Source organism: uncultured Sneathiella sp., assembly GCF_963976355.1.
Classification (GTDB): Bacteria; Pseudomonadota; Alphaproteobacteria; order Sneathiellales; family Sneathiellaceae; genus Sneathiella.
This window is the reverse complement of record NZ_CAXBKA010000001.1, coordinates 153,707-172,255: the sequence shown is the minus strand read 5'-3', so window position 1 is coordinate 172,255 and position 18,549 is coordinate 153,707. Positions and strand designations below refer to the sequence as shown.

At 56.7% G+C, this 18,549-nt stretch carries 15 protein-coding genes; 9 read left to right on the top strand and 6 right to left on the bottom strand.

Annotated elements, in window-relative coordinates; all coding sequences use genetic code 11:
* Window positions 1-6: 6 nt before the first annotated feature.
* Both hmgA and AAC599_RS00880 read right to left on the bottom strand, forming a co-directional pair.
* Window positions 7-1,314, bottom strand: coding sequence for a homogentisate 1,2-dioxygenase (hmgA, locus tag AAC599_RS00885; protein WP_340148519.1), 1,308 nt, complete (start codon window positions 1,312-1,314; stop codon window positions 7-9).
* Between the two features lie 106 nt (window positions 1,315-1,420).
* Window positions 1,421-2,233: a phytanoyl-CoA dioxygenase family protein gene (locus AAC599_RS00880; RefSeq protein ID WP_340148518.1), complete on the bottom strand. Its 813-nt coding sequence runs from the start codon at window positions 2,231-2,233 to the stop codon at window positions 1,421-1,423.
* Between the two features lie 70 nt (window positions 2,234-2,303).
* Here AAC599_RS00880 and AAC599_RS00875 point away from each other — a divergent pair, with 70 nt between their 5' ends.
* Window positions 2,304-2,924: a hypothetical protein gene (locus AAC599_RS00875; RefSeq protein WP_340148517.1), complete on the top strand. Its 621-nt coding sequence runs from the start codon at window positions 2,304-2,306 to the stop codon at window positions 2,922-2,924.
* A 3-nt stretch (window positions 2,925-2,927) separates the two neighbouring features.
* Here the strand turns inward: AAC599_RS00875 and AAC599_RS00870 are convergent, their stop codons facing one another.
* From AAC599_RS00870 to AAC599_RS00855, 4 genes are all read right to left on the bottom strand, one after another.
* Entirely contained in the window at window positions 2,928-4,454 is a 1,527-nt protein-coding gene (locus tag AAC599_RS00870; protein ID WP_340148516.1) for a long-chain fatty acid--CoA ligase, read from the bottom strand.
* Window positions 4,455-4,458: 4 nt separating this feature from the next.
* Entirely contained in the window at window positions 4,459-5,772 is a 1,314-nt protein-coding gene (locus tag AAC599_RS00865) for an AmpG family muropeptide MFS transporter (protein WP_340148515.1), read from the bottom strand.
* 66 nt (window positions 5,773-5,838) lie between these two features.
* Window positions 5,839-6,300 carry a cyclic nucleotide-binding domain-containing protein gene (locus AAC599_RS00860; RefSeq protein WP_340148514.1) on the bottom strand — a complete coding sequence of 154 codons (462 nt, stop codon included), beginning with the start codon at window positions 6,298-6,300 and terminating at the stop codon, window positions 5,839-5,841.
* Window positions 6,301-6,319: 19 nt separating this feature from the next.
* The gene (locus AAC599_RS00855) at window positions 6,320-8,974 is read right to left on the bottom strand and encodes an ABC transporter transmembrane domain-containing protein (protein ID WP_340148513.1); all 2,655 of its coding nucleotides are present in this window, start codon (window positions 8,972-8,974) and stop codon (window positions 6,320-6,322) included.
* A gap of 203 nt (window positions 8,975-9,177) precedes the next feature.
* Between AAC599_RS00855 and AAC599_RS00850 the strand changes: the two genes are divergently transcribed.
* Genes AAC599_RS00850 through AAC599_RS00815 form a run of 8 tightly spaced genes read left to right on the top strand, consistent with a single transcriptional unit; the run spans window position 9,178 to window position 18,422 of the window.
* Window positions 9,178-10,452 (top strand): glycosyltransferase family 4 protein, encoded by a 1,275-nt coding sequence (locus AAC599_RS00850; protein ID WP_340148512.1) that lies wholly within the window; start codon window positions 9,178-9,180, stop codon window positions 10,450-10,452.
* Window positions 10,449-11,576, top strand: a complete 1,128-nt coding sequence (locus AAC599_RS00845) for a glycosyltransferase family 4 protein (RefSeq protein WP_340148511.1) — start codon at window positions 10,449-10,451, stop codon at window positions 11,574-11,576. The genes AAC599_RS00850 and AAC599_RS00845 overlap by 4 nt, the downstream gene beginning before the upstream one ends.
* Window positions 11,576-12,157, top strand: a complete 582-nt coding sequence (locus AAC599_RS00840; RefSeq protein ID WP_340148510.1) for a histidine phosphatase family protein — start codon at window positions 11,576-11,578, stop codon at window positions 12,155-12,157. The genes AAC599_RS00845 and AAC599_RS00840 overlap by 1 nt, the downstream gene beginning before the upstream one ends.
* Window positions 12,154-13,317: a glycosyltransferase gene (locus tag AAC599_RS00835; RefSeq protein WP_340148509.1), complete on the top strand. Its 1,164-nt coding sequence runs from the start codon at window positions 12,154-12,156 to the stop codon at window positions 13,315-13,317. The genes AAC599_RS00840 and AAC599_RS00835 overlap by 4 nt, the downstream gene beginning before the upstream one ends.
* On the top strand, window positions 13,314-14,120 hold the full coding sequence (locus tag AAC599_RS00830) for a polysaccharide deacetylase family protein (RefSeq protein WP_340148508.1): 807 nt from the start codon (window positions 13,314-13,316) through the stop codon (window positions 14,118-14,120). Before AAC599_RS00835 ends, AAC599_RS00830 begins: the two co-directional genes overlap by 4 nt.
* Window positions 14,117-14,638, top strand: coding sequence for a hypothetical protein (locus AAC599_RS00825; RefSeq protein ID WP_340148507.1), 522 nt, complete (start codon window positions 14,117-14,119; stop codon window positions 14,636-14,638). The genes AAC599_RS00830 and AAC599_RS00825 overlap by 4 nt, the downstream gene beginning before the upstream one ends.
* Window positions 14,635-16,527 carry an ABC transporter ATP-binding protein gene (locus AAC599_RS00820; RefSeq protein WP_340148506.1) on the top strand — a complete coding sequence of 631 codons (1,893 nt, stop codon included), beginning with the start codon at window positions 14,635-14,637 and terminating at the stop codon, window positions 16,525-16,527. Before AAC599_RS00825 ends, AAC599_RS00820 begins: the two co-directional genes overlap by 4 nt.
* Window positions 16,524-18,422 (top strand): ABC transporter substrate-binding protein, encoded by a 1,899-nt coding sequence (locus tag AAC599_RS00815; RefSeq protein ID WP_340148505.1) that lies wholly within the window; start codon window positions 16,524-16,526, stop codon window positions 18,420-18,422. The genes AAC599_RS00820 and AAC599_RS00815 overlap by 4 nt, the downstream gene beginning before the upstream one ends.
* Window positions 18,423-18,549 lie beyond the last annotated feature (127 nt).

The following is an 18,549-nucleotide window of genomic DNA, read 5'->3' as shown; positions in this document are numbered from 1 at the left end:
CTCGGGTTACGTCTTCCCCTCAATCGAGCCATCGAACTTTTTCTCGACCCCGCCCCAGCAGGCGATGTAATCCTTTTGCAGGCTGTCATGGTTGGCCGCAAATTCCGTCACGATCTGAGGCAGACGGCTTTCGAACATGAAAGCCATCGTCTCCTCCAGCTTTTGCGGCGTCAGATCGGCCTTGCTCGCCTTGTCGAAGCCGAAGGCGTCCGGCCCGTGGGGCAGCATCATGTTATGCAGGCTTATCCCGCCCGGGACAAAGCCTTTCTCCTTGGCGTCATATTGCCCCTGAATCAGACCCATGAACTCGCTCATGATGTTGCGGTGATACCAGGGCGGGCGGAACGTATCCTCGGCAACCATCCATCGGGGCGGGAAGATGGCGAAATCAATGTTTGCGGTGCCGGGCTCGCCGGACGGGGCGGTCAGCACCGTGAAGATTGACGGGTCCGGATGGTCGAAGGAGATGGAGCCGATGGTGTTGAACTGCCGCAGGTCATATTTCACCGGCGCATAGTTTCCATGCCAGGCGACGACATCCAGCGGCGAATGGCCGATGCCTGTTTCATAGAACCGTCCGCCCCATTTCGCTATGATACGAGAGGGCGTTTCCTTGTCTTCGAAGGCTGCGACAGGGGTTTTGAAATCGCGCGGATTGGCAAGGCCATTTGCGCCGATGGGGCCCCGTTCCGGCAGGGTAAAGCGCTGTCCGTAATTTTCGCAGATATATCCGCGCGCCGCTTTATCAAGGCAAATGACGCGGAATATCATGCCCCGCGGCAAAACGCATATCTCGAGCGGTTCTATCTCAATAACGCCAAGCTCTGTTACGAGGCGAAGCCGGCCAAGCTCCGGCACCAGCAGCATCTCCCCGTCCGCATTGAAGAAACAGGAATCCTCCATGCTTTCGTTGAGCATATATATATGAGCTGCCATCCCGGCATGATCGAGGACACTTCCGGCCGTCGTTATGGTCCTGATGCCCTCAACAAAGGTGGTTTTGCTGTCCGGCAGCGGTATCGCATCCCAGCGAAACTGACCGAGTGGGGCATTGGAATAATCAGACGGAGCCGATTTCCAGAGAGGGAAGGAGACGGTGTCAAACCGCTGCATATGCTTGACCGACGGGCGTATCCGGTAGAGCCAGCTCCGGGCATTGAGGGCGTTTGGCGCGGTGAAGGCGGTGCCGGAAAACTGCTCCGCGTAGAGGCCATAAGCGCAGTTTTGCGGGCTGTTACGCCCTTCCGGCAAGGCGCCCGGCAAGGCTTCCGTTGCAAATTCATTCCCGAAGCCGGTCATATAGGTCAGGGTCATAACGGCAATCCTTGTCGATGAGATCAGGCCAGATAGTTACAAATGTAACTATCTGGCCTCGGCATATCAAGAAAGAATTTTGACCAGTCAGGGCGCCGTAAAGGCGTCAGCGTTGCCAGACGACAGGGAACAGGTCGCTGTCAAGCGGTGCGCCGGGCGGAATCATCGGGTCGCGCAGCATTTTCTGAAGGTTCGGCCGCGGATTGTAGGTCACATCATGACCGGTCCAGCGCTGGATATAGGCACGGCGGCGCACATTGGCGAGGCGATTTGGCTGCGCCCCGTGCAGGGTCAGGGCATGATGCAGGGTGCAGTCACCGGGCTCCAGTTCAAAGGAGACGATATCGTAATCATCGCGATTGCCTTCGACATCGGGGACCTCGGGCAGTTCTTCCTCGTACTTCTGATCCGGATCAAAGCTAATGGCGAGGAATTTCTTCCCCCAGCGATGGGAGCCGCGCAAATATTCGACCGCGCCGCTATCGAAAGTGACCGGATCGAGCGCCAGCCAGAGGGTCGCGACCTGATCTCCCGCAACGGGCCAGTAGGTATAATCCTGGTGCCACGGCGTCGGGGTCGATGTATCCGGCTCTTTCACCAGAATCTGGTCAAACAGCAAATTGACCTTTTTCGCCTTGAGGACGGAGGCGGCAATTTCCGCCGCCGGGGAATTGAACACGGCGTCCTTGAAGCCGTCAAGATGATGGCAGACAAAGGTGTCGCCAAAGAAAAAGCCGCTCGCGCCCTTGGCATCGATGCTCTTGACCATGCCCGATGGTGCCGCGATATCCTCGTCAATCAGATCGCGCAGCCGTTCCACCCAGTCGGCATCGAAAAAGCCGCGAAGGCAGACAACGCCATCTTCCTGAAAAGTCCTGATTTCCTCGTCGGTTACCTGACGTATCGGTTTATTGTTCATTTTTCCGCCTCGGAGTTGTTTATGCGCGCCCGTTGCCTTTAATATATACAGCAAATCATGAGGAAATGAAATGACGCCAGCCGAGCCGCTTCGCTCTCCCGCAGAAACCTGGTTCCAGAGGACGGTTCTGTGGCCGGAGGAAACCATTCTATGGACGGGCCGGCCGGATATCTTTCGTTCTCTCTTCTTCAATTTCTGGTTCTGTATTATCGGCGCTTTTCTGGCGGTTTTCCTCGTGATGCTATGGCTTGCCTCCAGCGAGACAGGGGATGTAAGACTGCCGGAAATTCTGCTGGTGCTGGGCACTTTATGGCTCCTGTTGAGTCCTTTCCGCTATGGCTGGCGGGCCTATCATACGGCCTATTTCGTCACGGATCAGCGGGTTGTCATCCTGCGCAAGGGCCTGTTCCGCGTTCATGAAACCGTGTTTTTCCCGGATGACATCACGGATTTTCACGTCAAGAGGCGGGCCGGAAACCGGGGGGATATCCGCCTCCGTCTCAGCAAGGCGAAAGCCCCCAATCCCTATCAGGAAGACAAGGAAAAATGGGTGAGCGGACGGACGGGGACTATCTCCGCCTGGTCCGGCTCATCGCCTTTTGTGATGTATAACGACGGGATCTGGGGCGCGGAAAATATCTCGACCGCGGCCGACGCGCTTAAAAAGCTCACGGCCTCGTCGGCGAAATAGCGTTTATGAACCCAGCCGTTCCCGCAGTTCCGTTTTCAGAACCTTGCCGTAATTATTCTTGGGCAGCTCTTCGACGAAGAAATATTCCTTTGGCCGTTTGAAGCGGGCGATATGCTCAATGCAATGACGGTCCAGTTCTTCCGGCGTCACGGCGCCACCTTCGCGAACAACGACGAAGGCAACGACCTCTTCCCCCCAGTCCGGATGCGGCCGGCCGACGATGGAGATTTCATCAACCTCGGGATGGGTGAGCAGGGCCTCCTCGATCTCGCGGGGATAAATATTGGTGCCACCGGAGATGATCATGTCTTTGGACCGGTCTTTAAGGGTCAGGTAGCCCTCTTCATCGAAACAGCCCATATCGCCCGTATGCAGCCAGCCGCCCCGGAGCGTCTCCGCCGTTGCCTCCGGGTTTTTCCAGTAGCCGCGCATGACAACATCTCCGCGTACCACCACCTCGCCGATTTCACCGACGGGAAGCGGGGTGTCCCCGGAATCGACAACCTTTACCTCGACATCCGTGCGCTCGGTACCGACAGAGGCAAGAATCTCGCTCCGCCTCGGGTGGGCTTCGTCCCGGATCATGTCCATGGAAAGACCGGTAATGGTCATCGGGGATTCCCCCTGCCCGTAGATCTGGACAAATCGCGGACCAATCGCGTCAATGGCGCGGCGGATATCCGCTTCATACATCGGGCCGCCACCATAGACGATAACCTTGAGATTGCTGATGTCCGCATCTTTGAGCGCCGGGCTGGCAATCAACCGGTGAACCATGGTCGGGGCAAAGAAAAAGCAGGAATTCGGATAATGGGCAATTAACTCAAGCGTTTCGGCCGGATCGAACCCGCCGCTTTCCGGCGTTACCTGAATGCCGCCCTTGGCGATCAGCGGCAGGCCATAAATCCCCGATCCGTGGGTCTGCGGGGCCGCATGGATAACCGCGTCTCCCGGCGTCAGCGCCGTCACATCGGCAAAATAGCTGAGGACGGAGACCAGCAGGTTACGATGGCTCAGCATGGCGCCCTTCGGCTTGCCCGTCGTGCCGGAGGTATAGAAGAGCCATGCCAGATCGTCGGGTGCCGCCTCCTGCAATGGAAACGGGGCTTCTTTTTTTAGCGCCTGATATGCCTCCTCATGGACGGAGATTACGGCATCCAGCATGGGAAGTTCTTCTGTGATCGGCTGTAGCTGATCGGTAAGCTCCGCCGTTGCGAAGGCGAGGCGGCTCTCGGAGTTTTCCAGAATATAGCGGAACTCATTGATATGCAGCTTGGCGTTGACCGGCACCGCGACAAGCCCGGCCTGCCAGACGGCAAAGAGGGCAATCCAGTATTCCGGATGGTTCTTCATGATCAGCGCCACACGATCCCCGGCGTCAAGGCCGAGTTTCCCGCGAAGCGCCCCGGCGAGCCCGGCCGCCTGCTCCGCATAGTCACGGTAGGTGGCGACAATGTCCTTGCCATAGGCGAGGGCCGGCAAATCCGGATAGGTTTCCGCCGTTCTGGCGAGCAGCCTTGCGATATTCATCTTGTCACTCCGCGGGGGTCGAACGCGCCCCTTCTTGTTGTTCTATTGGTTGACGACAGGAGAGATACCAGAGCAGGCCTAGTCCGGGAAGGGCCGCCGCCGTGGTGATCAGGAAAAACTCGACCCAGCCGACCTGCTCCACCAGCCACCCGGCCGGCGAGACCAGCACAGTGCGCGCCACCGCCATCAGGGAGGTGAGGAGGGCATATTGCGTTGCCGTATAGGCAACATTGCAGAGGCTGGAAAGATAGGCGACGAAGACGGCGGTGCCCATGCCGCTCGCGACATTCTCAAGGCCAATGGTAAGGGCGAGGAAGCCGAGGTCAGGCCCGATAACGGCCAGAGCCGCAAACATCAGGTTAGAGGCCATTTGCAGAAGTCCGCTGATCCAGAGCGCACGATACATTGTCGTTGCCGCCAGCAGCCAGCCCCCCAGAAACAACCCGCCGAATATCGCAACAGTCCCGAGGGTTTTGACGATTTCGGCGATATCGATCAGCGAAAAGCCGGTTTGCAGGTAGAATGGGTTCGACATGGCGCCCGCAAGACTGTCCCCGAATTTATACAGGACCGTGAACAGCAGGATGATCAGCCAATCCGGCTTCTGCATGAAATTGAGAAAGGGATCGATGACCGATGTTTTCAGCCAGTCGAGATAGGCGTTGTCCGGCGCGTCGCCTTCCTCCGGCTCCAGCTGTGTTTCATCGACGTCGGGCTCCCGGGTCAGCAGGACCGTTATGGTTCCGATCAGGATATAGGCCGCCATCACCATATAGCTGATCGTCCAGCCGAAGAAATCGGCGATGACGAAGCTGGAAAATCCGGTCAGCCACATGGCGACGCGATAGCCGTAAACATAGGTTGCGGCCCCGGCGGCCATGTTTTTTTCATCGCAAATCTCGATGCGGAAGGCATCGACGATGATGTCGTAGGATGCGGACGCAAAAGCCACGATCAGCGCGGCAATGGCGACATGCAGCAGATTACCCTTCGGATCGCTGAAGGCAAGGACAAGCGTTGCCGTGATCAGGAACGCCTGCAGCAGCAAAAGCCAGCTGCGCCGCCGGCCGAATAAAGGGGTGAGAACGGGAAGCCGGATATTATCGATCAGCGGGGCCCAGAGGAATTTCAGCGTATAGGGAAGCCCGACAAGCGTGAACAATCCGATGGAGGTCAGGTCAACCTGTTCCTGCGTGAGCCAGGCCTGAAGAATACTCGCCGTCAGCAGCAGGGGAACACCGGAGGAAAACCCGAGCAGGGTTATGCTCAGGATGCGTTTGTCGCGATAAACGGACAGAGCGGAAATCCAGCCGGTCATAATACGCTTTCCAATAGTTTACTAAAACAGAAGCTTGTTACACTTTCAGGCAGAATCCATCACCTGTTACTCACCATTTCGGATGGTTTCCTTGGCCTTCTGAAGGTCATCCGTTGTCCGGACCAGACGTTCCGCCAGAACGCGCATCATTTCCACCGCCATTTCCGGGAACTCGGTCACCATGCGGAAGAAGACATCCTTGGTAATTTTCAAGGTCACCAGCTCGGTGTTCGCCTTGATTGTCGCCGTTCTCGGCACGTCGATCAGGATGGCGATTTCACCAACCACATCGTTTTTTCCAAGACTGGCAACGGTCAGGGGGCCGGAATGAGTCTCGACAATCACATCGGCCTCCCCGGCCATGATGAAGTAGGCGGCATCTCCGTTGTCTCCCTGTTTGCAGACGATGTCATCCGGCTGAAACGTCAACCGTTCGGAAGTGAAGGCCAGCAGTTTGATCTTGGATGGCTCGATTTTCGCGAACAGAGGTATCTGCCGGAGGATCTCAACTTCTTCTTTCAAACTCACCGATTCTCTCCTTCTGTTTCTAGGATGCCGACAGCAGTTCTTTATACAGGGAGCTGTCCCGCTTCAGCTTTTCCGGCGTACCCTGATCCGCAACCCTACCTCCCCGCATTATAAGTACATGATCGAATTCGCCCGTTTTATCCGCGTGATCAAGTGACCAGATCAGGCCGCGTCCCTCGAATTCATCAAGGATATTTTTCATCAGCCGCGTTTGTGTCGCGAGGTCGAAGCCGGATGTTGCCTGATTAAGGATAAGGACATCGGGTTTCTTGATGATCGCACGGGCAATGCAGAGTTTCTGGCGCTGTGTTGCATTCAGCCGGGCCCCTGCGGTTCCGACGGTGAAATTGAGGCCGACCGCGATAATCGTGCTTCTGAGGGACAATTCCTCAACGACCTCCGCCAGGGACGCGCCGATTTTCTCTGCGGCCTGCGCGAATCCGAAGGCAATTTTGCCAAACAGGATGTTATCTTGCAAATTCGTCGCCGGATTGTAGGCGTCGGCATCGAAGAAGGCCACGCTGTCTTTTAAGGATTCGGGCAATTCCTCGGCGAAGCGGTGCCGGGCCTCAACTATCTTGGCCTGGATATCGTCGGTCAGAACCCCCAGACGATGACGGGCGGAAATAACCTTGAAGGGCAGCGACATGAAGCGCAGGCGGTCTTCCTCACGAAGATTATTCAGCTGATCAGAGCTGATGCGGCTGATCATGGACTGATACTCCGGCAGGTCCTCGGAAGAGATAAAGCCATAGAGCTGGAAAAACTCGTGATCCGGCGGCAGGTCCGCAAACAGCTCGATCATCAGCGTGGCAACCTGATACCCCATCTTGAGGAAGGTCTCTGTCAGGTCCGCTTCTTCGATGATTTTAAGCACGTAGGAATTCTCGGCCATGCGATTGAGGTCAAAATTGTCACCGACCGGTGTTCCGAACAGCAGGTTCTCCGCCACAGAGGCGTTGGTATTGAACTTATCCTGCTCGAAAGCTTCAATCATGTTCTTCAGGCTGGTGTCGGCCTCTATTTTCTCGAAAAATCGGTGGCGCGCGGTCAATACCAGATCGGCCGTTTCCGGCGCCGCTTCGGGATCAATCGTACTTCTGAGACCAAGCCGATAAACGTCTTCGCTCAAATCCACCATTTCAAGCACTTCCAGGGCGCGGGCGTTCAATCCGTCTCTGCCATCGACCCCGGCAAGGCTGTAGTCATGCCAGTCCGCCTCGATGTCATCGCTTGAATTTCCGGTCAAGCCCGCATTGGTAATATATGCTTTGCGCATAGCTTCCGCTTCTCCGGAATAGGTTTTTTCATGCAGAGGACGGTGCTTGAGCCCATAGAAAAGATTCTCACCGAGGGTCGAGTTAAAAACATATCCATGCTGCCCGACATAGGAAATCCTGCGCCCGACAATGGCTTCTGGAGCGGTAATCAGATTGACCTCTCCCGCCATCAGCCGTCCGCGATCCGGATCGAGCAGCCGGGCGAGAATATGGGTGAGGGCTTCACGGCCGGAACCGGGCGGGCCGATAATCGCCAGCCGCTCATTAAGCTTGAAGCGGGTGCTCAGCCCCTCGATGATTCTGGTGCCGGTATCATCGGACAACTCAAGATTGCTGGCGACCAGCTCACCGGTGAGGTTGGGGATTTCATCGGGCTCAACCAGCTGGTTTTCCGCATCGCGCATCCCGGCGGGCTCGAATTGCTCGACAACCTGTTCATATTTGATGCGGGCATCTTCGCGGCGCTGGTAATAGGCTAGCAGCTCTTTCCAGGGGGCGGCCATTTCCTTGTGTGCCCCGATTGCCGCGACAAGCGTACCAACCTCCAGCGAGCCGTTGATGACCATGGTGCCGCCGATTGCATAGAAGAAGAACGGGCCGAGCTGCTGGATAAAATTGTTCAGGAACTTGATAATGAACTTCAGCAGATAGATGCGATAGCGGACGGTGTATATCTTGTCGAGCTGATTGGAGAATATGGCCCGCATGAAACCGGAGCCGTCATTGGCATGTACTTCCTGCACGCCGCTGACGGCCTCACCAAGCTGATCCGACAGCACACGCACCAGCCGCACCCGTTGCTTGCCGAGCAAATTGACCTTCTTTTGCAGCTTCGGAATGAAATAGGCCTGCAGCGGATAAAGCGCAATGGCCGCCACCGCCATCATCCAGTTCTGGACCACCAGGAAGCTGACGATAACCAGGAGATAACCGCCCTGAAAAATCGGCAGGGCAAAGGCCTCGCCGATAAAACCGCCGAGCGGCTCCACTTCGGAGGTGATCATCGGGATAATCTCACCGGGGCTCTTCTTCCTGAAGGTCGGCATGGGAAAGCGCAGCACGCGGCAGTAAAGCTCATACCGCAGGCGCCGGAGCATTTGTTCGCCCGAAATTCCCTGATACACATTGATGATGTATTTGAAGGTCTGGTTGACGATGACCATCAGCAGGAAAATACCGACCATCAGATAAAGATAGGCGATCTGGTCAAATTCGAACCCGAAATACTCAACCGGGAATGCAATATCATTCGCCTGAATGGCTTCGTTAATGATCAGCTTTGGCAGTTCGAGATAATAATACAGAAAGGGGAAGGAAAGGATCGACAACAGGGTCAGTATAATCTGCTGCTTTTTGCTGTACCGCAGAATATACTTATAAATATTATGTTCCATTGAACGCGACCTGCCCAGTTCCCAACGACCCCGCATCAAGCCGGGGTCCAGCGCCGGGCTAGTTTTTCACAGTTTCATCCTCCGCCGCAAGGAGGAAATTTCCGGAGCAGCGCATCGAATGTTCATGGACCTGCCATTGACGGTTGATATTTGCCGTTTCTGCCCTTAACAAGGACTTTGAGCCAATTCCGAGCCGGAGCGCCATGTCCATTTCGCCGAAAGAGTCCCCTCAAGTAGTTGTGGTGCTGAAAGGCTATCCCCGCCTGTCGGAAACCTTTATTGCGCAGGAATTGCTCGCCCTTGAGCGGCGCGGGTTGAATTTGTCGCTGGTATCGCTCCGCCATCCTACGGATAAGTCAACCCATCCGGTGCATCAGGAAATTTCCGCCGCCGTCAATTATCTGCCGGAATATCTATATCAGGAGCCATGGCGCGTTCTGAAAGCCTGGTGGAAGGTGCGGTATCGTCCGGGGTATCGGGCGGCGCGGGACGTCTGGCTCAAGGATCTGCGCCGGGACCTTACGCCGAACCGCGTCCGACGTTTCGGTCAGGCGCTTGTGCTCGCGGTGGAAATGCCGGAAGGCGCAACGACGATTTATGCCCATTTCCTGCATACTCCGGCGTCCGTCGCGCGCTATGCCAGCATGATCGCGGAGCTGGGCTGGAGTTGCTCCGCCCATGCGAAGGATATCTGGACAACACCCGAATGGGAACTCCGCGAAAAGCTGGCTGATCTCGACTGGCTCGTGACCTGTACGTCCGTTAATACGTCGTATCTCAAGGAGTTATCGGCAGATAGCGCCAAGGTGGAGTTAATGTATCACGGGCTGGACCTCGTCCGGTTTCCCGAATATGCCAATCGGTCGTATGACCGAAATGGGAAAAATGCGGGCGAGCCGGTGGAGATTCTCTCGGTTGGTCGTGCTGTGGCCAAGAAAGGCTATGATGATCTTCTAAAGGCGCTGGCGGACCTTCCCCGGGAGATGAACTGGCGCTTTATCCATATTGGTGGTGGCCCGCTCCTTGACGATTTGAAGGCCCTCGCAGACAAGCTCGGGATTGCGGGCCGGATGGACTGGCGGGGGGCCTTGCCGCAGCGTGACGTACTCGCCGCGTTGCAATCGGCGGATATTTTCGTGCTGGCCAGCCGTATCGCCGACAATGGCGACCGGGATGGCCTCCCCAACGTCCTGATGGAGGCGCAAAGTCAGAAGCTGCCTGTCGTCGCGACAAATGTCTCCGCGATACCGGAGCTGGTCATTGACGGGGAGACCGGGTTGCTTGTGCCGGAGCGGGACCCGGCGGCAATGACGGCGGCTTTGGCGCGGCTTTGTGCCGATCCGGCCTTGCGCGAACAGTTCGCGGAAAACGGCAACAAAAGATTACGGGAGCTGTTCGATTCAAACGGATGGATCGGGAAACTGTCTGAGAAATTGCAGGTTCCGTCCGTTGCGACCGGAAGCGGGCGCAAGACATGAAGCTCGCCTTCTATGCGCCCATGAAATCGCCGGATCATCCGGTTCCCTCCGGTGATCGGCGGATGGGACGGCTGCTCTGGACGGCGCTGGAACAGACGGGATTTGCGATGGAACTCGCCTCGGACCTGCGCAGTTTTGATGGCAAGGGGGATGCTGAGTTCCAGCGACTGAAAAAGGCGGAGGGGGCCGAGGAAGCCGCCAGGCTGATCGAAAAATGGCGATCCCGGCCGGAAGAGGCGCCGGATGGCTGGTTCACCTATCATCTCTACCACAAGGCCCCGGACTGGATCGGCCCGGCGGTCTGCCGCGCGCTACAGATTCCCTATTTCGTGGCAGAGGCGAGCCATGCGCCGAAACGTGCAAGCGGTAACTGGCAGATGGGGTATGAGGCCGCAGCCGAGGCAATAAGCTCTGCGCGTGTCGTTTTTCATATGACAGCCCTCGACGGCGCCTGCCTGAAACCGTTGGTTTCTCCTGAAAACAGGCTTGTTCTGCTGCCGCCCTTTCTGGATATCGAGCGTTTTCGGGAAAAGGCGATTTCCGTCAATATTGTTGATGCGCTGGTGACGGCGGGCGGGCGGCAGGATGCCAAAACCCTTCTCGCCGTGGCGATGATGCGCGGCGGCGATAAGATGATGTCCTATCAACAGCTTGGGCAGGCGCTGTCTTTGGTGACGGAGACCGGATGGCAACTCCTTGTTATTGGTGACGGGGAAAGGCGGCGCGAAGTAGAGGCGGCACTCGCTCCGATCGGCGACCGGGTCATATACCTTGGCGTCATGACGCCGGAAGAATTGCCGGCTTGGTATGAGTTTGCGGATATCTACACTTGGCCCGCTCATGGCGAGGCCTATGGCATGGCGTTTCTTGAGGCGGAAGGCTTTGGCCTTCCTGTCGTTGCCGGTAACATACGGGGGGTGCCGGATGTCGTCCGCAACGGGGAAACCGGGATACTGACGGCGGAAGGCGACGCGCCCGCGTTCGCCCGTGCGGTGGATGAATTACTCCAAAATGACGCATTGCGGCTTTCCATGGGGAGACGGGCGCGGACATTTGTCGAGACGGAGAGGACGTTGTCTGCTGCGGCGGATATTCTCAAAAAGGCGATTGAAGGGGCGATGTAATGGTCAAGCTGATGGTGATCCGGCATGGCAAGACGGACTGGAACCTGAACAAGAAAATTCAGGGCCGGACAGACATTGCCTTGAGTCCGCTCGGGCGGGAAGAGCTCGTTGGGCGGCGTGTGCCCGGGGAATTTTCCGGGTTCGGCTGGGTTTCAAGCCCGCTTAAAAGAACACGGGAAACGGCCGAACTGCTGGGGGCGACAGACTTGAAATTGGAACCCGCGCTCGTCGAGATGAGCTGGGGGGACTGGGAAGGGCAGACACTTGTGGGCCTTCGCGAAAAATATGGCGACGAGTTCCGATATAACGAGGCTCGGGGCCTGCAAATGACGCCGCCCGGCGGGGAAAGCCCGGCGGATGTTGTTGAACGTCTTCGTCCGTGGCTTAAAAGCCTCAAGGCGGATACGGTCGCCGTGACCCACAAGGGCGTGATCCGGGCGCTCAAATCCCTCGCCTATAACTGGGACATGACCGACAAGGCCCCTGTCAGTTTCGACTGGGCGACGGGCCATCTTTTTGAAGTGAGCGAGAGCGGAGATATCCGCCCGCTCCGCATTAATATCAGTATGGAAGACGCATGACAGAGCAATCAAATCCGCTGAAAATCCTGTTCTATGTCCAGCATCTGCTTGGCATCGGACATCTGAAGCGGACGGCGACGCTGGCCCGCAACATGATGCAGGCGGGCTTTGATGTGACAGTCGTTTCCGGCGGCCATGAAATTGATGTCGATCTGGGCGGTGCGAGGCTGATCCAGCTTCCGGCGACGCGCGCGACGGATCTTTACTTCAAGGTGCTGGTCGATGAAGAGGGCCAGCAGATTGATGATGCATGGCGGCAGAAGCGGGCGGACAGGCTGCTCGATATCTATCATGAGCATAAACCCGATATGCTGATCACCGAGCTGTTTCCTTTTGGTCGGCGGCAGATGCGGTTTGAACTCCTCCCCATGCTGGAGGCGGCGAGCACGGACAGCCCGCGCCCGCTCATCATCTCCTCCGTCCGGGATATCCTTGTGGCACAGAAGAAGCCGGGCCGGAATGACGAGATGCTGGGTCTGGTGGAGACCTATTTTGATTATGTGATGGTCCATGGCGACCCAGAACTCATCTCCCTCGATAAGACGTTCCCCCATACGGCGCGGATCAGGGACAAGATCTTCTATACCGGCTATGTGGTTGATCATACGGGCGTCAAGGGCGGCCCGGAGGCGCCGGGCGCAGGCGAAGTGATTGTCTCCAGCGGCGGCGGTGCGGTCGGCACAAATCTTCTGAAAACGGCGATGGAGGCGCGGGCAATGACCACCGCCAGCGACCTCACATGGCGGGTAATGGTCGGCGTGACGGTTGAAGCGGAAATCTTCGATGAACTCACCGCCATGGCGCCGGACGGCGTGATTGTCGAGCGGGCGCGGCCCGATTTCACCACGCTTTTGATGAACTCTGCGCTATCTATAAGTCAGGGAGGCTACAACACGGTGATGGAGACCCTCCATGCCAAATGCCGCGCGGTCATTGTGCCGTATGCGGGCGGGCTGGAGACGGAACAGACCCTGCGGGCCCGGTTGCTGGCCGAAAAAGGCGTGCTCCAGATTGCCGATGAGGACGGACTTACGCCTGAAACTCTGGCTGCAAAGGCGGATATGGCCCTGAATGGTCCGCCGGCGCGCGCTGAAATTGATGTGAATGGCGCGGCGAAAACGATAGAATTGCTGAAAAAATGGACAGATAAGGACAGATGAGCGATTGGGACAGCCTGAAAAGGGAACTCGACCTCTGGCAAGCGGAAGGGCGGGTTGCGACCTTCTGGTGGCGCGATGATGACGCCGCCCGGCTTACGCCTGCGCTCGACCGGCTCCTGCATCTGAAGGAGCATTTCGATCTTCCCCTCTCTCTTGCCGTCATTCCGGCGGATGTGGATGCGGAGCTTGTCAATATTCTCGAACATTGCACGATCCTCCAGCACGGGTTTGCCCATGAGAATTTTTCCGCCACGGGGGAAAAGAAATCGGAATTCCCGGAAAGCCGCTCCGCTGAGGAGGGGAAAACGGCCCTCACGCAGGGAAAAGACACGCTTGCGCGGATATTCACCGATCAGTTTGTGCCCATAATGGTGCCACCATGGAACCGGATCGCGGACAACCATCTTGGTGTGCTGACCAACCTCGGCTTTGTCGGAATCTCCCGCTACAAGCCGCGTAAAAGGGAACTGGTCCGCCCGATGCTGGCCGAGATCAATACGCATATCGACCCCATAAACTGGCAGGGTGACCGGAGCATACTGCCGGAGGCGGACGTTCTGGAAATGGTCACCGGACATCTGGCGTCACGACGTCAGGGAACGGTCGATCCAATGGAGCCGACCGGTCTGCTCACCCACCATCTTGTGCATGATGAGGAAATCTGGGCGGCGCTTTATAAGCTGTTGTCGGTGCTGACGGATCATCCGGCGGTACGGTTCGTCACTATTGAGGGGGCGCTGGCTCTGATTGAGGGGCTGCCGGATGCGGCGTTCCATAAGGAGGCTGTGCAGGAGCTGGAATGACGGCCGTCTTCACATACCCCTTCAAGAGCCTGCTCGGCAGTTATCAGCGCAGCTTTTTCGGCATTGTCCTGACGTTGGTTCCGCTCTTGTTGTTAAACCCGATATCTGTCATTGTTTATGTGCTGGTATTTTTGCTTTGCGCCTTTGTGGTTTATGGCCTGCGCACAGTTCTCCGGCAATTTACTCGCTTCGAGGTTGGCGGGACGGGTCTGACCATGCATGGCCCCGTCAACCGGCGGATTGAGTGGCGGGAATTGGAAGGGTTCAGCCTGAATTATTACTCGACCCGCAGAGACCGGGAAGCGGGATGGATGAATCTGAAGCTGAAGGGGGGAGGCGTTAGATTGAGCATCGATTCAACGATTGACGGATTTGAGGAGCTGGTAAGGCATGCCTTCCGCGCCGCTGTCCGGAACGGAATTATGCTGGATGCCAGTACCGGAATGAATTTGCGGGCGCTTGGCATTGCCGACCCTCAAGGTGACGGTTCATTTGCGTATGGAACGGCGGGCCGATGACGAATGTTTTGCTTGTCAGGGACCTGAAAGTCGAGTTCAGAGTTTCGGAAGGTACGATCAAGGCGGTAGAGGGGGTCAGTTTTCGCGTTCCCGACGGAAAAACGGTAGCGCTGGTAGGCGAATCCGGGTCCGGTAAGTCGGTTATCAGTCAGGCGATCATGTCGATCCTGCCCAAGCCCGCCCATATCACCAGCGGTGAAATTCTCTTTTTCGATCCCGAAAAGCCGGGCGTTTTCTATGATATTGCGAAACTGAAACCCGACAGCAAGGAAATACGGAATATCCGGGGCGGACGGATTTCCATTATCTTTCAGGAGCCGATGACCTCGCTGTCGCCGCTTCATACCATTGGTGACCAGATATCCGAGGCATTGCACCTGCATCACAAGAAAACCAAGCAGGAAGGCATTCAGGCCACGGTGGACATGTTGCGTCTGGTCGGCTTTCCCGATCCCGATGCCGCCTTTCATACCTATCCGTTTGAACTTTCCGGGGGATTGCGCCAGCGGGCGATGATTGCCATGGCCATGATCTGCAAACCGGCCCTGCTGATTGCCGATGAACCCACGACGGCCCTCGATGTCACTATACAGGCCCAAATCCTCGACTTGATGCAGCGGCTTCAGAAGCAGCTCGGCATGGCTATTTTGCTGATCACCCACGATCTCGGCGTTGTCGCCAGCATGGCGGACGAGATCGTTGTGATGTATCATGGAAAGGTGATGGAACAGGGAACCATTGACGATATTTTCGAAGACCCGAAGCATCCGTACCTCAAGGCACTGATGCGGGCGATCCCGCGCTTTAACATGGAGCGGGGCGAGAGGTTGACGCCGATCCGCGAGATCAAACGCGATTCCAACAGCAAGTTTCTAGAGCAGGCGAACCCGCGGCCAGTCGCAACCGGAGATGAAAAGCCGATCCTGGACGTGCGCAACCTGACAAAAAGATTCACGACCCGCAAATCCTCTTTGTTCGGGGCGAAACCGGCCGGGGAGGTTCTGGCGGTCGATAATGTCAGCTTCTTCATCAAGCCGGGGGAATGCCTCGGCTTGGTGGGAGAGAGCGGTTGCGGCAAGACAACCCTCTCAAAACTGATCCTGCGGGCCCTGACGGCGACGGATGGTGAGGTGACCTATAATGACCGGGGGCGCGATATTGATGTCCTCGGGCTTTCGGGCGAGGCCCTGTTCGACTACCGCAACAAGGTCCAGTTTATCTTTCAGGATCCGTTCTCGTCACTGAACCCCAGAATGACGGTTTATGATATCATTTCCGAACCGCTGATTATTCATAATATCGGCACACCGGAAGAGCGGATGGAGACGGTTCGGGAGCTGATGACGCTGGTCGGTCTTGATATCCGCTTTTTGCGGCGGTATCCGCATTCCTTCTCCGGGGGTCAGCGCCAGAGAATTGGCATTGCACGGGCGCTTGCTCTCAAGCCGGACCTGCTGATCTGCGACGAGCCTGTGTCCGCCCTCGATGTGTCCATTCAGGCGCAGATCCTCAATCTGCTGAAGGATCTGCAGGCGGAACTCGGGCTGACATATCTCTTCATTTCGCATAACCTTGCGGTGGTGGATTATATTGCGGACCGCATTGCCGTTATGTGCAAAGGGCGTCTGGTGGAAACGGCCCCGAAGGAGGCACTCTTCAAGAACCCGGTGCATCCATACACGAAGCGCTTGCTGGCGGCCGTCCCGGAACCGGACCCCAATCACCGGCTTAATTTTGCGGGCCTGGTGGAGGAGAAAGCCTCCAATCCGGAATTATGGCCCGCGCCGTTTACGGCGGATATTCATACCAGCCCGATTATGATGAATATCGGCGATGGCCATTATGTCCGGGTGCATGAGAATACGGACGTGAAGGAGTTACGACTATGAGGATAGCGTGGCGTCAAATCTGTTTAAACGGCCTGTGGATCGCCGGCGCGTCGCTGATGATGGCGAATATCGCCAAGGCGGAGGTTCCGTTTTTCAAGGCGTCTGTCAGCGCCGGCACCATGCCGCCGATGGAAGAGCGGCTGCCGAAAACACCGCTTGTCGTGACGCCGATGGAAGAGCAGACGATTGGTGAATATGGGGGAGACCTTCGCACGTTGGTCGGCGGCCCGTCTGATGTAAAGCTTATGTTTGTCAATGGGTATGCCCGCCTTGTCGGGTTTACGCCGGAGCTGGAAATCGAACCGGACATCCTTGAGGCAATGGAGGTTGAGGAAGGGCGCGTTTTCACCATGACTTTGCGCGAAGGGCATAAATGGTCCGACGGCACGCCCTTTACGTCCGAGGATTTTCGTTATTGGTGGGAGGATATCGCCCAGAATCCGAAGCTGTCTCCCGCCGGGCCACCTGCCTCCCTGTTGATCGATGGTGAATTGCCGAAAGTTGAATTTCCGGATGAGCGGACGGTGATTTATTCCTGGTCGAAGCCAAACCCCAATTTCCTCTCGGACCTTGCCGGGGCGGCCCCGTTGCTGATCTACAGGCCGGCCCATTATCTGAAAAACCATCATGAAGATCACATCGACAGATCGAAGCTGACACCGAAGCAAAAGATCATGCTTAAAAGCTGGGCAGCACAGCATAACCGTCTTGATAATCTGTATAAATTCGACAACCCCGACTTACCGACATTACAGCCATGGCGGAATACGACGGCCTCGCCCGCTACCCGATTTGTGGGCGAGCGCAATCCGTATTTCCATCGGGTCGATCCGGAGGGCCGCCAGCTACCGTATATTGATCGGCTAATTTTCACCGTGTCGGAAAACCGGCTGATTCCGGCGAAGGCGGCCTCAGGGGATGTCGATCTGCAGGCCCGCGGCCTTCGGTTGCAGGATGCCACCTTCCTGAAGGAGAATGAGGAAAGATCTCACTATGAAGTCCGGCTGTGGGAAACGGTGCGCGGATCGCACTTTGTGCTCTATCCGAACCTCAACAGTGAAGATCCGGTCTGGCGCAAACTCATGCGGGATGTCCGGTTTCGCCGCGCGCTCTCGCTTGCCATAGATCGCGAGGAAATCAACGACATTCTTTTCTTCGGGCTCGCCGTTGAAGGAAATAACGCCGTGCAGAAGATCAGCCCCTTTTACACAGAAGACCTGCGTACGAAATGGGCGACACTCGATTTTGATAAATCCAACGCGCTTCTGGATGAAATGGGTCTGACGGAACGCAATAAAGACGGTATCCGGCTGATGCCGAACGGGGAGCCGCTCGTGATCATCGTCGAAACCGCCGGTGAAGAGACCGAGCAATCGGATATTCTGGAACTGATACATGAATCCTGGGAAAAGGTGGGCGTGGAAGTCTTCACCAAACCGTCCCAGCGGGCGGTCTTCCGCAATCGCATTTTCTCCGGTGAAACGGTGATGTCGGTCTGGTCCGGTTACGAGAATGGCGTTCCCAATGCGCAGTCAAGCCCGGCAGAGCGGGCGCCGACCACCCAGACAAGCTATCAATGGCCGAAATGGGGACAGTATTTCGAGACGAAGGGCAAATCGGGCGAACCGGTCGACATGCCGGAGGCGCAACGCCTTTTTGATCTGTATGAGCAGTGGCTTGCCTCTATCGATGATGATGAAAAAGCGCAAATCTGGCGGGAAATTCTTGATATTCACGCAGAACAGCAGTTTACGATTGGCGTCATAGGCGCCATTCTCCAGCCTATTGTCGTTGCGAAAACACTCCGGAATGTGCCCAAGGAAGGGTTTTATAACTGGGACCCCGGGGCGCAGTTCGGCATGTATCATCCGGATCTGTTCTGGTTCGAGAATTAGGATATCCGTGAAGATGATAGCCCTGCAAAGAAGCGTCCCCGTTATCTCTCCGGCATGTTTTCGCGGCCCTGTTGACGGCGCCCGGCTTTTCGGCGAACAATACGAAAAACGTATAAGGCGGGGTTGA

Bases quoted from the DNA above. Each gene is read 5' to 3' on its own strand.
- AAC599_RS00850 (WP_340148512.1), top strand. From the start codon at position 9,178: ATGTCCATTTCGCCGAAAGAGTCCCCTCAAGTAGTTGTGGTGCTGAAA.
- AAC599_RS00865 (WP_340148515.1), bottom strand. From the start codon at position 5,772: ATGACCGGCTGGATTTCCGCTCTGTCCGTTTATCGCGACAAACGCATC.
- AAC599_RS00875 (WP_340148517.1), top strand. From the start codon at position 2,304: ATGACGCCAGCCGAGCCGCTTCGCTCTCCCGCAGAAACCTGGTTCCAG.
- AAC599_RS00880 (WP_340148518.1), bottom strand. From the start codon at position 2,233: ATGAACAATAAACCGATACGTCAGGTAACCGACGAGGAAATCAGGACT.
- AAC599_RS00840 (WP_340148510.1), top strand. From the start codon at position 11,576: ATGGTCAAGCTGATGGTGATCCGGCATGGCAAGACGGACTGGAACCTG.
- AAC599_RS00815 (WP_340148505.1), top strand. From the start codon at position 16,524: ATGAGGATAGCGTGGCGTCAAATCTGTTTAAACGGCCTGTGGATCGCC.
- hmgA (WP_340148519.1), bottom strand. From the start codon at position 1,314: ATGACCCTGACCTATATGACCGGCTTCGGGAATGAATTTGCAACGGAA.
- AAC599_RS00830 (WP_340148508.1), top strand. From the start codon at position 13,314: ATGAGCGATTGGGACAGCCTGAAAAGGGAACTCGACCTCTGGCAAGCG.
- AAC599_RS00870 (WP_340148516.1), bottom strand. From the start codon at position 4,454: ATGAATATCGCAAGGCTGCTCGCCAGAACGGCGGAAACCTATCCGGAT.
- AAC599_RS00825 (WP_340148507.1), top strand. From the start codon at position 14,117: ATGACGGCCGTCTTCACATACCCCTTCAAGAGCCTGCTCGGCAGTTAT.
- AAC599_RS00835 (WP_340148509.1), top strand. From the start codon at position 12,154: ATGACAGAGCAATCAAATCCGCTGAAAATCCTGTTCTATGTCCAGCAT.
- AAC599_RS00820 (WP_340148506.1), top strand. From the start codon at position 14,635: ATGACGAATGTTTTGCTTGTCAGGGACCTGAAAGTCGAGTTCAGAGTT.
- AAC599_RS00855 (WP_340148513.1), bottom strand. From the start codon at position 8,974: ATGGAACATAATATTTATAAGTATATTCTGCGGTACAGCAAAAAGCAG.
- AAC599_RS00845 (WP_340148511.1), top strand. From the start codon at position 10,449: ATGAAGCTCGCCTTCTATGCGCCCATGAAATCGCCGGATCATCCGGTT.